19 protein-coding genes and 1 pseudogene are annotated in these 16,360 nt (G+C 71.0%); 13 read left to right on the top strand and 7 right to left on the bottom strand.

Translation table 11 applies throughout. The annotated features are described in order from the left end of the window. The first annotated feature begins 5 nt into the window (after positions 1-5). From folK to QM792_RS13330, 4 genes are all read left to right on the top strand, one after another. On the top strand, positions 6-491 hold the full coding sequence (folK, locus tag QM792_RS13345) for a 2-amino-4-hydroxy-6-hydroxymethyldihydropteridine diphosphokinase (RefSeq protein ID WP_415150592.1): 486 nt from the start codon (positions 6-8) through the stop codon (positions 489-491). Further along, on the top strand, positions 488-841 hold the full coding sequence (locus tag QM792_RS13340) for a DMT family protein (protein ID WP_415150591.1): 354 nt from the start codon (positions 488-490) through the stop codon (positions 839-841). The genes folK and QM792_RS13340 overlap by 4 nt, the downstream gene beginning before the upstream one ends. Positions 842-918: 77 nt before the next feature. Continuing rightward, complete coding sequence (locus tag QM792_RS13335; protein WP_415150590.1) at positions 919-1,566, top strand: DUF47 domain-containing protein; 648 nt, start codon at positions 919-921, stop codon at positions 1,564-1,566. A 25-nt stretch (positions 1,567-1,591) separates the two neighbouring features. After that, positions 1,592-2,605: an inorganic phosphate transporter gene (locus tag QM792_RS13330; protein WP_415150589.1), complete on the top strand. Its 1,014-nt coding sequence runs from the start codon at positions 1,592-1,594 to the stop codon at positions 2,603-2,605. 16 nt (positions 2,606-2,621) lie between these two features. On the opposite strand, the gene QM792_RS13325 is transcribed toward QM792_RS13330, so the two are convergent. Further along, positions 2,622-3,065: a hypothetical protein gene (locus tag QM792_RS13325; protein ID WP_415150588.1), complete on the bottom strand. Its 444-nt coding sequence runs from the start codon at positions 3,063-3,065 to the stop codon at positions 2,622-2,624. 167 nt (positions 3,066-3,232) lie between these two features. On the opposite strand from QM792_RS13325, the gene rpsP reads away from it, so the two are divergent. The 6 genes from rpsP (at position 3,233) to QM792_RS13295 (ending at position 7,077) form a co-directional block, all read left to right on the top strand. Next, positions 3,233-3,490, top strand: coding sequence for a 30S ribosomal protein S16 (gene rpsP / locus QM792_RS13320; RefSeq protein WP_415150587.1), 258 nt, complete (start codon positions 3,233-3,235; stop codon positions 3,488-3,490). Between the two features lie 11 nt (positions 3,491-3,501). After that, positions 3,502-4,077 (top strand): ribosome maturation factor RimM, encoded by a 576-nt coding sequence (gene rimM / locus QM792_RS13315; protein WP_415150586.1) that lies wholly within the window; start codon positions 3,502-3,504, stop codon positions 4,075-4,077. 10 nt (positions 4,078-4,087) lie between these two features. Further along, complete coding sequence (gene trmD / locus QM792_RS13310; protein WP_415150585.1) at positions 4,088-4,840, top strand: tRNA (guanosine(37)-N1)-methyltransferase TrmD; 753 nt, start codon at positions 4,088-4,090, stop codon at positions 4,838-4,840. Between the two features lie 90 nt (positions 4,841-4,930). After that, positions 4,931-5,284 carry a 50S ribosomal protein L19 gene (gene rplS, locus QM792_RS13305; protein ID WP_415150584.1) on the top strand — a complete coding sequence of 118 codons (354 nt, stop codon included), beginning with the start codon at positions 4,931-4,933 and terminating at the stop codon, positions 5,282-5,284. A 67-nt stretch (positions 5,285-5,351) separates the two neighbouring features. Beyond that, positions 5,352-6,053 (top strand): CoA pyrophosphatase, encoded by a 702-nt coding sequence (locus tag QM792_RS13300; RefSeq protein ID WP_415150583.1) that lies wholly within the window; start codon positions 5,352-5,354, stop codon positions 6,051-6,053. Positions 6,054-6,087: 34 nt separating this feature from the next. Continuing rightward, positions 6,088-7,077, top strand: a complete 990-nt coding sequence (locus QM792_RS13295) for a CobD/CbiB family protein (RefSeq protein ID WP_415150582.1) — start codon at positions 6,088-6,090, stop codon at positions 7,075-7,077. Positions 7,078-7,157: 80 nt separating this feature from the next. Here QM792_RS13295 and rsgA read toward each other — a convergent pair whose 3' ends face one another. Together rsgA and QM792_RS13285 are read right to left on the bottom strand one after the other, a co-directional pair. Next, positions 7,158-8,066: a ribosome small subunit-dependent GTPase A gene (rsgA, locus tag QM792_RS13290; protein WP_415150581.1), complete on the bottom strand. Its 909-nt coding sequence runs from the start codon at positions 8,064-8,066 to the stop codon at positions 7,158-7,160. Next, on the bottom strand, positions 8,063-9,343 hold the full coding sequence (locus QM792_RS13285) for a M48 family metallopeptidase (protein WP_415150580.1): 1,281 nt from the start codon (positions 9,341-9,343) through the stop codon (positions 8,063-8,065). The genes rsgA and QM792_RS13285 overlap by 4 nt, the downstream gene beginning before the upstream one ends. A gap of 74 nt (positions 9,344-9,417) precedes the next feature. On the opposite strand from QM792_RS13285, the gene orn reads away from it, so the two are divergent. The 3 genes from orn to QM792_RS13270 all read left to right on the top strand — a co-directional run bounded on the left by orn (position 9,418) and on the right by QM792_RS13270 (position 11,087). Beyond that, complete coding sequence (orn, locus tag QM792_RS13280) at positions 9,418-9,990, top strand: oligoribonuclease (RefSeq protein WP_415150579.1); 573 nt, start codon at positions 9,418-9,420, stop codon at positions 9,988-9,990. A 78-nt stretch (positions 9,991-10,068) separates the two neighbouring features. Continuing rightward, positions 10,069-10,593: an antitoxin Xre-like helix-turn-helix domain-containing protein gene (locus tag QM792_RS13275; protein ID WP_415150578.1), complete on the top strand. Its 525-nt coding sequence runs from the start codon at positions 10,069-10,071 to the stop codon at positions 10,591-10,593. After that, on the top strand, positions 10,590-11,087 hold the full coding sequence (locus QM792_RS13270; RefSeq protein WP_415150577.1) for an RES family NAD+ phosphorylase: 498 nt from the start codon (positions 10,590-10,592) through the stop codon (positions 11,085-11,087). The genes QM792_RS13275 and QM792_RS13270 overlap by 4 nt, the downstream gene beginning before the upstream one ends. On the opposite strand, the gene QM792_RS13265 is transcribed toward QM792_RS13270, so the two are convergent. The 4 genes and pseudogenes from QM792_RS13265 to map all read right to left on the bottom strand — a co-directional run. After that, complete coding sequence (locus QM792_RS13265; protein ID WP_415150576.1) at positions 11,084-11,635, bottom strand: DUF2087 domain-containing protein; 552 nt, start codon at positions 11,633-11,635, stop codon at positions 11,084-11,086. The two genes, QM792_RS13270 and QM792_RS13265, sit on opposite strands and share 4 nt — an antisense overlap. Before the next feature lie 177 nt (positions 11,636-11,812). After that, complete coding sequence (gene mnmH / locus QM792_RS13260) at positions 11,813-12,868, bottom strand: tRNA 2-selenouridine(34) synthase MnmH (protein WP_415150575.1); 1,056 nt, start codon at positions 12,866-12,868, stop codon at positions 11,813-11,815. Positions 12,869-12,877: 9 nt separating this feature from the next. After that, the gene (locus QM792_RS13255) at positions 12,878-15,511 is read right to left on the bottom strand and encodes a [protein-PII] uridylyltransferase (protein ID WP_415150574.1); all 2,634 of its coding nucleotides are present in this window, start codon (positions 15,509-15,511) and stop codon (positions 12,878-12,880) included. 7 nt (positions 15,512-15,518) lie between these two features. Then, positions 15,519-16,349: pseudogene (gene map / locus QM792_RS13250) on the bottom strand (type I methionyl aminopeptidase); the annotation flags it as partial. Between the last annotated feature and the right edge of the window lie 11 nt (positions 16,350-16,360).

The raw sequence follows: 16,360 nt of genomic DNA, 5'->3' as shown, positions 1-16,360 counted from the left end.
CCGCCATGGCCGCGAGCCTTGCCTACGTTGGCCTGGGCGCCAACCTCGGCGACGCGCGCGCCGCCCTGGCCAGCGCCTTCGACGCGCTGGCGGCCCTGCCCGCCACCGAGCTGCTGCGCCGCTCGTCGCTCTGGCGCAGCGCGCCGGTCGATGCCGGCGGACCCGACTACCTCAACGCCGTCGCCGAGCTGCGCACGGCGCTGGAACCGCTGGCCCTGCTGCACGCGCTGCACGCCATCGAGCAGGCGCACGGCCGCCGGCGCCCGTACCGCAACGCGCCGCGCACGCTAGACCTCGACCTGCTGCTGCACGGCGGCAGCGTGCTCGCCACGCCCGAGCTGACGCTGCCGCACCCGCGCGCCCACGAGCGCGCCTTCGTGCTCGCGCCGCTGGCCGAGCTGGCGGCGCAGCTCGTCATTCCCGGCCACGGCGCGGTGGCGTCGCTGCTGCCGGCGCTGGCCGGCCAACGCATCGAAAGGCTGCTGCCATGAACGGCATCCCCGTCTCCCTGCAGACCATCGTGCTGCTGGCGGCCTCGAACGTCTTCATGACCTTCGCCTGGTACGGCCACCTGAAGAACCTCGCCGCCAAGCCCTGGTACGTCGCCGCGCTGGTGAGCTGGGGCATCGCGCTGTTCGAATACCTGCTGCAGGTGCCGGCCAACCGCATCGGCTTCGGCGGCGGCATCTCGCTGGCGCAACTGAAGATCATGCAGGAGGTGATCACGCTGGCGGTGTTCGTGCCCTTCGCGATGGTCTACATGCAGCAGCCCTTCAAGCTCGACTTCGTCTGGGCCGGGCTGTGCCTGGTCGGCGCGGTCTACTTCATCTTCAGGGCCTGAGGCGGACCGGCCAGCCGCTACACTCGCCCGGTGACGAAAGTGTGACGAGCGTGTGACGACCGGGAGGGGTCAGGGGAATGCTGTTCGGCAAGCTGCTGCCGCGTGAGGGCAATTTCTTCGAGCTGTTCAACCAGCACGGCGCGCACATCGTGGATGGCGCGCGCGCCTTCATCCTGCTGATCCAGAACTACGCCGACCTCGACCTGCGCGAGAAGTACGCCGGCGAGGTGGTCTCCGCCGAGCGCAGCGCCGACCGCGTCACCGCCGAGGTCAACCGGCTGCTGCACAAGACCTTCATCACGCCGATCGACCGCGAGCAGATCCACAGCCTGATCAACGCGATGGACGACATCCTCGACCTGCTGCAGGACGCCACCGAGACCCTGTCGCTGTACGACGTGCGCGTGATGACCGATGAGGTGCTGCGCCTGGGCGACCTGTCGGCCAAGTGCTGCGAGCGCGTGCAGCACGCGGTGTCGCTGCTGCCCCGGATCAGCCAGCCGGCCTCCGCCGAGGCGGCGATCAAGACCTGCGAGGAGATCGACAAGCTCGAGAGCGACGCCGACCGCGTGATGCGCGGCGCGATGTCGCGCCTGTTCCGCGAGGAGACCGACGTGCGCGAGCTGATCAAGCTCAAGGCGATCTACGAGCAGCTCGAATCCATCTCCGACCGCTGCGAGGACGTGGCCAACCTGATCGAGGGCATCGTCCTCGAGAACGCCTGACCCGGCGCCCGCGCGCCGCGCCGCCATGGATCACATCCAGGTCGCCTTCTGGGTCGTCGCGCTGCTGGTCGTGCTGGCGGTGACGTTCGACTTCATGAACGGCTTCCACGACGCCGCCAACTCTATCGCCACCGTGGTCTCCACCGGCGTGCTCAAGCCGCAGCAGGCGGTGCTGTTCGCGGCCTTCTTCAACGTGGTGGCGATCTTCATCTTCCAGCTCAAGGTCGCGGCGACCATCGGCAAGGGCATCGTCGTGCCCGGCGTGGTCGACCACCACGTGGTGTTCGGCGCGCTGGTCGGCGCGATCGCCTGGAACGTGGTCACCTGGTGGTACGGCATTCCGTCGAGCTCGTCGCACGCGCTGATCGGCGGCATCGTCGGCGCGGTGATCGCCAAGTCGGGCGCCGGCTCGCTGGTGGCCGGCGGCGTGTTCAAGACGGTGGCCTTCATCTTCGTCTCGCCGCTGCTCGGCTTCGTGTTCGGCTCGCTGCTGATGGTGCTGGTGGCGCACCTGTTCCGGCGCGTGCCGCCGCTGCGCGTGGACAACTGGTTCCGCCGCCTGCAGCTCGCCTCGGCCGGCCTGTACAGCCTGGGCCACGGCGGCAACGACGCGCAGAAGACCATCGGCATCATCTGGATGCTGCTGATCGCCGCCGGCTACTCGTCGGCCGGCGACACGCTGCCGCCGGCCTGGACGATCTGGGTCTGTTACCTCGCCATCGGCATGGGCACGATGTTCGGCGGCTGGCGCATCGTCAAGACGATGGGCCAGAAGATCACCAAGCTCAAGCCGGTGGGCGGCTTCTGCGCCGAGACCGGCGGGGCGCTGACGCTGTTCATCGCCACCAGCCTGGGCATCCCGGTGTCGACCACGCACACCATCACCGGCGCGATCGTCGGCGTCGGCTCGGTGCGGCGCGCCTCCTCGGTGCGCTGGGGCATCGCCGGCAACATCGTGTGGGCCTGGATCTTCACGATCCCGGCTTCGGCCTTCGTCGCGGGCGTCTTCTACTGGGTCAGCCTGGCGCTGTTCGCGTGAAGCGGGCGGGGCCTGCTCATTGGCTGATCTTGCGGCCTTCTTCCACCTGCCATTCGAAGTAGCGCTGCCCGCTGAAGGCCACCGTCGCCATCAGCGCCGCCGCGCCGAGCATCAGCGCGGCGATCACGCCGAGCACCGGGCCCCAGCGCGTGGCCCGCGCCGGCGCGCCGGGGTTGTGGCGCGCGTCCCACTTCTCGTCGGGCGTCAGGCCGGTCGCGATCGCGGCGAGCATGCCGGCGGCGATCGTGAAGCCGAGCAGCGGGATCAGCGCCCAGGCGAGCTTGTCGTCCTGGCCCAGCTCGTTCATGCGCTGCACGCCGTACAGCCCGAGCAGCGCGGGCGGCAGGTGCAGCCAGCCCCAGGGGTCGCGCAGGCCGCGCAGGTAGAAGCGGTGCAGGCCGAAGGTGCCGCCGAGCACCGCGATCCAGGTGGCGAGCGTCTTGGATTTGTAGACCGGCATGGCGGTGGAATGCGAAAGCAAGGGCGCGGCCGACTATAATGCGGAGTTTCGCTGCCGGCTGGTCGGGTGACCGGCGTATCTACGGCGGCGAAAGCAAGAGAACCCGATCCGTTGGCTCCAGCCGTGTCCCTGGCGTCGCCGGTCACCCCAGATTCGAGGAAACAGTCATGGTCGTGATCCGACTCGCACGTGGCGGCGCCAAGAAGCGCCCGTTCTACAACATCGTCGTCGCCGACTCGCGCAATCGCCGCGACGGCCGCTTCATCGAGCGCGTGGGCTTCTACAACCCGGTGGCCTCGGGCGCCGAGCAGCCGCTGCGCGTGGCCTTCGACCGCGTCGAGCACTGGGCCAAGAACGGCGCGCAACTGTCGCCCACCGTCGCCCGCCTGGTCGGCGAGGCCAAGGCGAAGACCGCCGCCGCCTGAGCGGGCGCGCGATGGCGAGCGCGGCCGACCCGGCCTGGCCCGACGATGCCGTCGAGGTCGCTCGCATCACCGGCGCCTGGGGCGTGAAGGGCTGGTTCAAGGTCCAGCCCTTCGCCGCCGACCCGCAGGCGCTGTTCTCCTCGAAGCGCTGGTTCCTCCAGGGCGCGGCCGATGCCCGGCCGCCGCGGCCCGGCGCACCGGCCCTGCCCACGCTGCTGAAGATCGCCGAGGCGAAGGAACACGGCGATGCCGTGGTCGCGCGTTCGCCCGACATCGCCGACCGCGATGCCGCCGAGGCGCTGCGCGGCGCGCGTGTCTTCGTCGGCCGCGCGAGCTTTCCCAGCGCCGGCGACGGCGAGTACTACTGGGTCGACCTGATCGGGCTGGCGGTGCGCAACCGCGAAGAGCAGCCGCTCGGCACGGTCGTCGGCCTGCTCGACACCGGCGCGCACAGCGTGCTGCGCGTGCTGCCCGAAGGCGGGCAGGCCGAGCGCGACGAGCGCCTGATCCCCTTCGTCGCGCAGTACGTCGACGAGGTCGACCTGCCGGCGCGCCGCATCCGCGTCGACTGGGGCCTGGACTACTGAGCCCGGGGCCATGCGCTTCGACGTCGTCACGCTGTTCCCCGAGCTGTTCGGCGCGCCGCTCGAAGTGGGCGTGACGCGGCGCGCCTTCGAGTCCGGCCAGGTGGGGGTGAAGCTCTGGCCGCTGCGCGACTTCGCCGAGGACAACTACCGCCGCGTCGACGACCGCCCCTACGGCGGCGGCCCCGGCATGGTGATGCTGGCCGAGCCGCTGGAACGCGCGCTGGCCGCCGTGAAGGCCGATCGCGGTGCGGCCGCGCCGGTGCTGCACTTCACGCCCACCGGCCGGCGCATCGACCAGGCCGTGGTGCGCGAGTTCGCCGCCGGGCCGGGCGCCGTGCTGCTGTGCGGCCGCTACGAGGGCATCGACCAGCGTGTGCTCGACGCGCACGTCGACGTCGAGCTGAGCCTGGGCGACTTCGTGCTGTCCGGCGGCGAACTGCCGGCGCTGGCGCTGCTCGACGCGGTGGCGCGACTGCAGGACGGCGTGCTCGGCGACGCGCGCTCGCACGAGCAGGACAGCTTTTCCGATGGTCTGCTCGACTGCCCGCACTACAGCCGCCCCGAGGTGCTGGACGAGGGCGACGCGGTGCGGCCGGTGCCGGCGGTGCTGCTGTCGGGCCACCACGCCGACATCGCGCGCTGGCGCCGCGAGCGCTCGCTCGAACTGACCGCGCGGCGCCGCCCCGAGCTGGTCGCCGCGGCGCGCGCCGCCGGAAAGCTCACGCCGGCCGACGAGAAGTACCTCGCCTCGCTCGGGCTATAATCTGCGGCTTTTCGATCCTCTGCCGGGCGAGCGGCCCTAGCTGCCGCACACTTCCTACAACACCCCCGCGCAAGATCCTTGGAGAACCCCGTGGACCTGATCCAGACCCTCGAGCGGGAAGAAATCGCCCGTCTCAACAAGACCATTCCCGAGTTCGCCCCCGGCGACACCGTGATCGTCAGCGTGAACGTCGTCGAAGGCACGCGCAAGCGCGTGCAGGCCTACGAAGGCGTCGTGATCGCCAAGCGCAACCGCGGCCTGAACAGCAGCTTCATCGTGCGCAAGATCTCCAGCGGCGAAGGCGTGGAGCGCACCTTCCAGCTCTACAGCCCGCTGATCGCCTCGATCGAAGTGAAGCGCCGCGGCGACGTGCGCCGCGCCAAGCTGTACTACCTGCGCCAGCGCTCGGGCAAGTCGGCGCGCATCAAGGAGAAGCTGGCCTGAACCCGGGCCGGACGAGCCCGCGCACGAAGCCGCCCCGAGGGGCGGCTTTGTCATTGAACGCCTGCCGATGAGCCGCCGTCTTCCCATCGTCGATCCGCACGCCGCGCCGGTGGTCGCCACCGACACGCGGCTTCCCGCCGTGCCCGCCGAGCGCCTGGCCGCCGCGGCGCTGCGCGAGCGCTTCGCAGCGCACGCCGCGCAGTGGCAGCCCGAGCTGGCCGGCGACGGCGGCCTGTTCGCCGGCCGCGAGCCCGCCGCCGCCTCGGTGCTGGTGCCGCTGGTGGCGCATGCGCAGGGCGTCACCGTGCTGCTGACGCGCCGCACCGAGCACCTGCGCGACCACGCCGGCCAGATCAGCTTTCCCGGCGGCCGCGCCGAGGAGATCGACGCCGACGCGGTGCACACCGCGCTGCGCGAGGCGCAGGAGGAGGTCGGCCTCGCGCCCGAGTTCGTCGACGTGATCGGCGCGCTGCCCGTCTACACCACCGTCACCGGCTTTCACGTCACGCCGGTGGTCGCGCTGGTGCGGCCGGGCTTCACGCTGGCGATCGACAGCTTCGAGGTGGCCGAGGCCTTCGAGGTGCCGCTGGCCTTCCTGATGGATCCGGCGCGGCACCGGCACCACGAGTTCGAGTTCGGCGGCGAGCGGCGCCGCTTCCTGTCGATGCCGTGGCAGGGGCTCGACGCCGCGGGCCGGCCGCGCGAGTACTTCATCTGGGGCGCCACCGCGGCGATGCTGCGCAACCTGTACGCATTCCTGGTCCGGTGAGGGCGGCGCGGGGCGGCCGTTATCATCGAACGGCATGAGTTTCTTCGCCGTCCTGTTCGCGCTGTTGATCGAACAGCTCAAGCCGCTGCCGCGCGACAACGTGGTGCACGACGCGCTGACCGGCTGGATGCGCTGGGCGGGCCGCAACTTCGACGCCGGGCGCGACCACCACGCCTGGGTGGTCTGGTGCATCACGGTGCTGGTGCCGGCGCTGCTGGTGGCCGTCGCGTACCACGCGCTCGCCCACTTCGGCATGCTGCTGGCGCTCGGCTTCGACGTCGCGGTGCTCTACCTGACGCTGGGCTTCCGCCAGTTCAGCCACTATTTCACCGACATCCGCGACGCGCTCGAACGCGGCGACGAGGACGAGGCGCGCCGCCTGCTCGCGCAGTGGCGCCACCTCGACGCCAGCGAGCTGCCGCGCACCGAGCTGCTGCGTCATGTGATCGAGCATTCGCTGCTGGCCGCGCACCGCCACGTGTTCGGCGTGTTCTTCTGGTTCGTGCTCGGTTCGGCCTTCGGCCTCGGGCCGGCCGGCGCGGTGCTGTACCGCATGGCCGAGCTGGCGAGCCGCTACTGGGCCTTCAAGAGCCGCACCGTCGGCGCGCCGGTCAACGAGCGGCTGATGCGGCGCTCGCAATGGCTGTTCGGCCTGATCGACCGCGTGCCGGCGCGCCTGACCGCCTTCGGCTTCGCGGTGGTCGGCAACTTCGAGGAAGCGATCACCTGCTGGCGCCGCGACGCCGGGCTGTGGAAGCACGAGAACGAGGGCATCATCCTCGCCGCCGCCGCCGGCGCGGTCGGCGTGCAGCTCGGCGGCAGCGCGGCGCCCGGCGTCACGCCGGACCGCTCCAAGACCTTCGAGGCCGGCGTGCTGCCCGAGGCCGCCGGCGCCGAAGGCTCGACGCCCGGGCTGCCGCCGCTGCCCGGGCACCTGCGCAGCATCGTCGGGCTGGTGTGGCGCTCGGTGGTGCTGTGGATGCTGCTGCTGGCCTTGCTGACCTTGGCCAACCTGATTGGGTGAGGGCGGAGGAGCGGAGCGTCCTGAGGACGGTTCGCCCGCCCGAGCGCCGATCGGCCTGCAAGCCGATCGGCCGGATGGAGTCAGTAGCGGGTTCGGGTCAACTCGTCGCGGATCTCGCAGTAGATGCGGTGGCGCGAGAGCGTGATCCCACCGCGCTCCAGCGCCGCCAGCACGCCGCAGCCCGGTTCCTGCACATGCGTGCAGTTGTAGAAGCGGCACTGCGTCGAGGGCTCGCGGAAGTCGGGCATCAGGCGCGGCAGCTCGGCGGCGTCGACCTGGCGCAAGCCGAATTCCTGGAAGCCGGGCGAGTCGATCAGCGCGGCGCTGCGCTGCGCATCGAGCCAGTACCACTGCGTCGTCGTCGTCGTGTGGCGGCCCGAATTGAGCGCGCGCGAGACTTCGCCGACCTGCGCGCCCGCGTCGGGCACCAGCAGGTTGATCAGCGTGCTTTTTCCCGTGCCGCTGGGGCCCAGCACCAGCGTGGCCTTGCCGGCGAGCAGCGGCGCCAGCGCGGCGCGGCTTTCCTCCCGGCGAGCCTTCAGCGCCACTTCGTGCACCGCGATGCCCATCGCCGCGTAGGGCGCGAGGCGCTCGCGCGCCGCGGCGATGGCCGGCAGGTCGGCCTTGTTCAGCACGATGGCCGCCGGGATGCCGGCGGCTTCGGCGGCGATCAGCGCGCGTGCGAGCTGCGATTCGCTGAACACCGGCTCGGCGGCCACCAGCACCAGCAACTGGTCGAGGTTGGCGGCGAAGGACTTGGTCTTCCAGTCGTCCTGCCGGTGCAGCAGGTTGCGGCGCGGCTCCACCGCCTCGATCACGCCTTCGCCCGCCGAGGTGGGCATCCAGCGCACGCGGTCGCCGACCACGCAGTCGCTCTTCTTGCCGCGCGGCGTGCAGTGCAGCCGCGTGCCTTCGGGCGTCTCGACGGTGTAGTGCCGGCCGTGGCCGGTGACCACCAGCCCGAGGTCGAGTTCGGCGCCGCGGCTCAAGCCAGGCCCGCGCCGAGCTGCTGCATCGCGGCGAGCCGCTCCGAGGCCGGCGGGTGCGAGTAGTAGAACTTCACGAACACCGGGTCGGGCGTCAGCGTGGCGGCGTTGTCCTCGTGCAGCTTGAGCAGCGCGGCGGCGAGGTCGGCGCCGCTGGCCTGCGCGCAGGCGTAGGCGTCGGCCTGGAACTCGTGGCGGCGCGACAGGTTGGCCAGCAGCGGCGAGACGAAGTAGCCGAACACCGGCGCCGCGAGCAGGAACAGCAGCAGCGCCAGCGCGTCGTTCGGCGCGGCCACGTTCGGCTCGACGCCCAGGCCGCGGTAGAACCAGCCCTGGCCCGACAGCCAGCCCAGCAGCGCGAAACCCGCCAGGCTGAGCGCGAACATCGCCGCCATGCGCTTGAGCACGTGCTTGTGCTTGAAGTGGCCGAGCTCGTGCGCCAGCACCGCTTCCACCTCGGCGGCCGAGAGCTTGGCCAGCAGCGTGTCGAAGAAGACCACGCGCTTGGCCGCGCCGAAGCCGGTGAAATAGGCGTTGGCGTGCGCCGAGCGGCGGCTGCCGTCCATCACGAACAAGCCCTTGGCGGTGAAGCCGCAGCGCGCCATCAGCGCCTGCACGCGCGCCTTCATCGACTCGTCGGCGAGCGGCTCGAACTTGTTGAACAGCGGCGCGATCACGGTCGGGTACAGCACCAGGATCAGCAGGTTGAAGCCCATCCACGCGGCCCAGGCCCACAGCCACCACAACGCGCCTGCCGCGCCCATGATCCACAGGATCAGCGCGGCGATCGGCAGCCCGATCAGCGCGCCGACCGCGACGCCCTTGAGCGCGTCGGCGAGGTAGAGCTTCCAGGTCACGCGGTTGAAGCCGAAGCGCTGCTCGATGCGGAAGGTGCTCCAGGCCTCGAAGGGCGCGTCGAGCAGGCCGCCGACCAGCGCGAAGGCGGCCAGCAGCGCGAGCTGGTAGGCCATGCCGCCGAAGCGATCGAACAGCGTGTCGCGCAGCGTGGCGTTCAGCGCGTCTAGCCCGCCGAGCAGGGTCCAGCCCAGCAGCACGGCGGCGCCGAAGGCGGTGGACCACAGCCCGAAGCGGCCCTTGGCGAGCGTGTAGTCGGCGGCCTTCTGGTGCGCGGCCAGCGCGATGGTGGCCGCGAAGGCCGCCGGCACCGCGCCGCGGTGCGCCGCCACGTGGCGCATCTGGCGTGTCGCCAGCCAGTACTTGAGCGCCAGCGAGGCCAGCAGCGCGGCGGCGAAGCACGAGGTGAGAAGCATCGCTTGCATGGCCGCAAGTGTAGAACTGCGAGAATGCGCGCCTGTCGTCGGCATGGCGGCGCGGCCCACATTTCCGGATTTTCATGAGCGACGACACCCGCACCGAAGCGCTGAGCCCGAGCGACCAGAACCTGGTCTGGATCGACCTGGAGATGACCGGCCTGTCGCCCGAGCGCGACCGCATCATCGAGATCGCGGTGATCGTCACCGACGCCCAGCTCGGCCGGCGCACCGAAGGCCCGGTGCTGGCGATCCACCAGAGCGACGCCACGCTCGACGCGATGGACGCCTGGAACAAGGGCACGCACGGCCGCAGCGGCCTGATCGACCGCGTCCGGGCCTCGACCGTCGACGAAGCCGCCGCCACCGCGCAGGTGATCGGCTTCCTGGAACGCTACGTGCCGGCGGGCAAGTCGCCTATGTGCGGCAACAGCATCTGCCAGGACCGCCGCTTCCTCGCCCGCTACATGCCCGAGCTGGAAGCCTTCTTCCACTACCGCAACCTCGACGTCAGCACGCTCAAGGAACTGGCGCGGCGCTGGAGGCCGGAGATCATGGCCGGCTTCAAGAAGGCCCAGGCACACACCGCGCTGGCGGACATCCAGGAGTCGATCGACGAGCTGGCGTACTACCGCGAGCACTTCCTGAAGGGCTGAGCGCCGGGCGTGCTTGGTGTTCTAGACCGAATGGGCTATAGTAAAGGTCCAAATGGTCAATGAATCGGGAGGTCGATCGTGAAGCACGTCGCCGAGAACCGCCCCGCCTCCCGGGTTCACCCGCGCGCCACGCCTGGCCGCGAATCCGCCTTGCAGGACCTCATCGCCGGGCAGGCGGCCGCCTATGCGGTGGTCGGCGGCTTCGACCCGGTCGACCGCATCGGCATCGTGAAGGCGGGCCTGCCCGCGCAACTGCTGGCCACGCTGGCCAGCGACATGCAGGTGCCGCGTGAACGCCTGTACGCCTGGCTGGGCATCGCCCGCACGACGGCCAATCGCAAGGTGAAGGACAAGGACCTGCTCAGCCAGGACGAAAGCGAGCGGGCGCTGGGCATCACCCGCCTCGTGGGCCAGGTGCAGACGATCGTCTCGGAGTCGGGCAACCCCGAGGGCTTCGATGCCGCGCGCTGGACGGCGCAGTGGCTCGACCAGCCCAACGATGCGCTGGGCGGCCGGCCGCCCGGCGAGTTCATGGACACGGCCGACGGCCGCGCGCTGGTGTCCGGGCTGGTCGCGCAGATGCAGTCCGGGGCCTATGCGTGAGCGCGGACGTCGAGCTCTGGCGCATCGGCGTCGACACCGCTGAGCACGAAGCGCACGACCTCGGCGGCAAAGGCGCGGAGACATCGGGCGGGCGCTGGAACCGGCCCGGTACGCCGCTGGTCTACTGTTCGACGACCCGCGCGCTCGCCTGCCTCGAGACGCTGGTGCATCTCGCCCGGCACCCGCTGCCGCTGAACCGCTACCTCGTGAAGATCACGGTGCCGGCCGCCGCCTGGGCGGCCGCGCCCGAACTCGACGGCGCGGCGCTGGTCGGCTGGAACGCCCAGCCGGCGGGCAAGGCCTCGCTGGACTGGGGCACGGCCTGGGCGGCGGGCGGCGCGACGCTGCTGGCGCGTGTTCCCTCGGTGGTGGTTCCCGAGGAGTTCAACGTGCTGATCAACCCGGCGCACGCCGACATCTCCCGCGTCGAGGCCCGCAAGCTGCGCCAGTGGCTGTACGACACGCGCCTGGCGCGAGGGCCGTCACCCGGCTAGGCGCGCCCGCGCAGCGCGCGCATCAGCGCCATCGCCTCCTCGCCGGGGCGGCAGGGCAGCTTGCGGTACTCGGCGCCGCCGTCGGTGCGGGCGAGCATCTTCATCTCGACCAGCTCGCGGCGCAGCAGGCAGTGGTCGCCGAACAGGTGCCAGGCCTTGAGGACTTCATTGACCTCGCGCTCGCGGTAGCGGCGCTTGCCGTCGAAGTGCATCCACAAGCCCCACAGCATCAGGCGCTGCACGCCGAACTTGTTCGGCCAGCGTGTGATGCGGCCCTGCGCGTCGAACTGGCGCAGCGCCTTCGCGACGGCGTCGTTCGGCGCCGGTGCCGCTGCCGGCGGTGCGGCGGCCACGGGCGCGGCGGCCGGCGGCAGCGCCTTCAGGCTCTGGAAGTTGCGATGGCCGGCGGCGCGCGCCAGCATGTTCAGCAGCTCGACGTGGCCGGGCGGGCGCTGGTTCAGCGTGTGGGACTGCTTCAGTTCGCGCGACAGCGCGCGGGCGAAGGCGGAGATGTCGCCGGCATGCAGCGGCGTCTGGGTGCGGGGCATGAGGGTCTTTCGTCGTTCATGCGCCAACCTCGGGGTATCGAGGCGCCGGGGGTTGCCGACTTCCGGCCCGGCGCACGCATCGAACGTGACCAAGCTCGCGGGGTGAATGGCAGGTTTAGCTCGCTGGGGACAGCGCGGCAACGCCTGGGTGAACTGCCGACCGGAGCCGGATTGTAGTCACAGCGCCACGACGGCCCGCGCCGCGGCGGCCAGCGACGCGTCGCCGCCGTCCCACGCGATCGACGCGAGCGGCTGCGCCAGCCCGGCGAAGTGGTTCTGCATCGAGCGGCGGTAGATCGGGTCGTAGTGCCGTTCCAGCAGCTCGCGCACGACCTCGCGCGTGAGCCCGGCGCGGGCGCGTTCCTGCCAGCCCTCGACCAGCGCGTTGCCGCGCAGGATGCGCAGCGCGTCCAGGCGCTCGCAGAAGGCCGCCGTGTCGCGCACGAAGAAGTCGTAGTCCCGCATCAGCAGCTCGACGCGCGCGTGCAGCGGCAGTTCGAGCACGACGCACGGCGCGGCGCGCATGCGCTCGACCAGCGCCTCGGGCACGCGCAGGTCGCCGACCTTCCTGCTCTCGCTCTCGACGATCACCGGCCGCGCCGCGTCGAAGCGGCGCAGCGTCTCCCAGAGCCGCGTCTCGAAGCGCTTCTGCGTCGGCTGCGGGCTGCCCGGCACCAGGCCGAGCACCGAGCCGCGGTGGTTGGCCAGCGCCTCCAGGTCGAGCACCTGCGCGCCCTGCGCCGCCAGGTGCTGCAGCAGCCGGCTCTTGCCCGAGCCGGTGACGCCGCAGACCACGCGCCACGCGAAGCGCGCCGGCAGCGCCTGCAGCTCGGCCAGCACCGCGCGGCGGAACGCCTGGTAGCCGCCATCGAGCACGTGCACGCGAAAGCCGATCGCGCCCAGCACCGTGGCCAGCGCGCCGCTGCGCTGGCCGCCGCGCCAGCAGTACAGCAGCGGGCGCCAGTCCTTGGGTTTGTCGATCGCCTCGCGCTCGATGTGCGCGGCGATGTTGCGCGCCACCAGCGCCGCGCCGCGCTTGCGCGCCGCGAAGGGCGACACCTGGCGGTACTCGGTGCCGACCAGCGCGCGCTCGGCGTCGTTCAGGCTCGGCCAGTTGAGCGCGCCGGGCAGGCGGTCCAGCGCGTACTCGCCCGGCGAGCGCGCGTCGATCACGGCGTCGAATTCGCCGAGCCGCGCGAGCGCCTCGGCCGCGGGAATCCTGACGATGGCCATCGCCGGCCGTCAGGGGCTGATCGCGTCGAGCAGCTCGCTCTCGATCGCGATCTGCTTGCGGTTCTGCTGCAGCGCCGAGCCGTCGATCAGGAAGGTGTCTTCCACGCGCTCGCCCAGCGTGGTGATCTTGGCGAGCTGCAGGTTGACGTGGTGGCGCGCCAGCACGCGCGCGATGGCGTAGAGCAGGCCGGAACGGTCGCTGGTGGAGACGCCGAGCAGCCAGCGCTGCGCGCGCTCGTCGGGCCGCAGCGTGATGCGCGGCGTGACCGGGAAGCTCTTGACACGCCGCGACAGCCGCCCGCGGCTCGGCTCGGGCAGCGGCCCGGTGGCGGCCACCGCGCCGCTGAGCTGGTTCTCGACCAGCGAGATCAGGTCGCGGTAGTGCGCCGGGTCGTGGCCCTCGTGCTGCGGGCTGGTCACCTGGAAGGTGTCGAGCGCGTAGCCGGCGCGCGTGGTGTGCACCTTGGCGTCGAGGATGTTGAAGGCGGCCGAGTCGAAGTAGCCGCAGATGCGCGCGAACAGGTCGGGCCGGTCGGGCGCGTACACCAGCACCTGCAGGCCCTCGCCGACCGAGGAGGGGCGCGCCTTGACCACCGGCTCCTGCGTGTCGACGTGGCGGAACAGCGAGCGCGCATGCCAGGCGATGTCGGGCGCGTCGTGGCGCGCGAAGTAGCTGACCTCGAGGGTCTTCCACAGCGGCACCTCGGTGTCGGGCAGCATCGAGTGCAGGTTGAGCAGGTGGCGCGCCTCTTCCTTGCGCGCCTCGATCTCGGCGTCGAGGTTGGGTTGCGCGCCGCCGAGCGCGCGCAGCGTCGAGCGGTACAGGTCTTCCAGCAGCTTGCCCTTCCAGGCGTTCCACACCTTAGGGCTGGTGCCGCGGATGTCGGCCACCGTCAGCAGGTACAGCGCGGTCAGGGTGCGCGGGCTGCCGACGCGGCGCGCGAAGTCCTGGATCACCTGCGGGTCGGACAGGTCTTCCTTCTGCGCGATGCGCGACATGCGCAGGTGCTCGTGCACCAGGAACTCGATCAGCGCGGCGTCCTCGCGCCCGATGCCGTGGTCGCGGCAGAAGCGCCGCGCCTCGACGGCGCCCAGCTCGGAGTGGTCGCCGCCGCGGCCCTTGGCCACGTCGTGGAACAGCGCCGCCACGTACAGGATCCACGGCTTGTCCCAGGTCAGCGCGAGCTGGGTGCAGAACGGGTACTCGTGCGCATGCTCGGGGATGAAGAAGCGGCGCACGTTGCGCAGCACCATCAGGATGTGCTGGTCGACCGTGTAGACGTGGAACAGGTCGTGCTGCATCTGCCCGACGATGCGCCGGAACACCCACAGGTAGCGCCCCAGCACCGAGGTCTGGTTCATCAGCCGGAAGGCGTGCGTCTGGCCCTCGCGCTCCTTCAGGATTTGCATGAAGGTGGCGCGGTTCACCGGGTCGCGGCGGAACTCCGCGCCCATCACCTCGCGTGCGTTGTACAGCGCGCGCAGCGTGCGCGCCGACAGGCCCTTGATGCCCACCGTCTGCTGGTAGGTCAGGAAGGTCTTGAGGATCGCGTCGGGGTGGCGCTGGTACAGGTCGTCGCTGGCGACTTCCAGCATGCCGCCGCGTTCGAGGAAGTAGCCGTCGATCGGGCGCATCGGCGCGTCCTGCGAGCCGGCCACGCGCTCCTCGATGTTGAGCATCAGGATCTGGTTGAGCTGCGCCACCGCCTTGGCGGCCCAGTAGTAGCGCCGCATCAGCACCTCGGAGGCGCGCTGGCCGGGCGTCGACTGGTAGCCGAAGCTCTCGGCCACCGCGGTCTGCAGGTCGAACACCAGGCGGTCCTCGCGGCGCCCGGCGATCAGGTGCAGCCGCGCGCGGATCAGCTTGAGCAGCCCCTCGTTGCGCTGCAACTGCTTGACCTCGAAGGGCGTGATCAACCCCTTGGCGGCCAGCTCGCTCCAGTTCTTGCCCAGGCCGGCGGCGCGCGCCACCCAGATCACCGTCTGCAGGTCGCGCAGGCCGCCGGGGCTTTCTTTGCAGTTGGGCTCGAGCGCGTAGGGCGTGTCCTCGAACTTGGTGTGGCGCTGCAGCATCTCCAGCGTCTTGGCGCGCAGGAAGGCCTTGGCGTCCATCGCCCGCGTGTTGGCGTGGCGGAAGGTGGTGAACACGCGCCGCGAGCCGCACAGGTAGCGGCTTTCCAGCAGCGAGGTCTGCACCGTCACGTCGCGCTCGGCCTCGGCGATGCACTCGTCGACGGTGCGCACGCTCGATCCGATCTCCAGCCCGATGTCCCAGCAGGCGGTGATGAAACGCTCGATGGCCGAGCGCGTGGCGGCCGCGTCGGCCTCGCTCTGGCGCACCGAGGCGGGCGGCAGCAGCACCAGCACGTCGACGTCGGAGCAGGGGAACAGCTCGCCGCGCCCGTAGCCGCCCACCGCCAGCAGCGCCGCGCCGCCGGGCATGCTGCAGTGCCGCCACAGCGCCAGCAGCGTGGCGTCGACGTGCCGCGCCAGCGCCTTGAGCAGCCGCGTCGCGGCCGGCGCGCTGGCGCGCGAGGCCTTGAAGTGCTCGATCAGCTCGCTCTTGCCCGAGCGGAAGCGCGACCGCAGCTCGGCGATGTCGGGCGCGGCGCCGTCCCGGCGTTCGCTGAGCGCGGCGGCCATCTGCGCCTCAGGCCGCGATGAACGCGGGCGGGGGCGGGCTGCCGGCCGACAGCGTCAGCACCTCGTAGCCGGTGTCGGTGACCAGCACCGTGTGTTCCCACTGCGCCGACAGCGAGCGGTCTTTCGTGACGATGGTCCAGCCGTCGCCCATCTCGCGGATGTCGCGCTTGCCGGCGTTGATCATCGGCTCGATCGTGAAGGTCATGCCCGGCACCAGTTCCTCCAGCGTGCCGGGGCGGCCGTAGTGCAGCACCTGCGGCTCCTCGTGGAACTTGCGCCCGATGCCGTGGCCGCAGAACTCGCGCACCACCGAGAAGCCGTTGCTCTCGGCGAAGGTCTGGATGGTGTTGCCGATGTCGCCCAGGCGCGCGCCCGGCTTCACCTTGGCGATGCCCTTCCACATCGCGTCGTAGGTCATCTGGCACAGGCGCCTGGCGGCGATCGAGCCTTCGCCGACCACGAACATGCGGCTGGTGTCGCCGTGCCAGCCGTCCTTGATGACGGTGACGTCGATGTTGACGATGTCGCCGTTCTTCAGCGGCCGGTCGTTCGGGATGCCGTGGCAGACCTGATGGTTGATCGAGGTGCAGATCGACTTGGGGTAGGGCGTGTAGCCCGGCGGCGCGTAGTTCAGCGGCGCGGGCACGCCGCCCTGCACGTTCACGATGTGGTCGTGCGCGAGCTTGTCGAGCTGTTCGGTGCTCACGCCGGGCTTGACGTGCGGCGTGAGCATGTCCAGCACCTCGGAGGCCAGCCGGCAGGCGAGCCGCATGCCTTCGATGTCGGCAGCGGTCTTGATCGTGATCGTCATGGGGCGAATTATCCCATTGCGCTGCTCGGGCCATCGCG

Origin of the sequence: Piscinibacter sp. (assembly GCF_047600445.1) — a bacterium.
GTDB lineage: Bacteria > Pseudomonadota > Gammaproteobacteria > Burkholderiales > Burkholderiaceae_C > Piscinibacter.
This window is presented reverse-complemented; position numbering and strand designations above follow the sequence as displayed.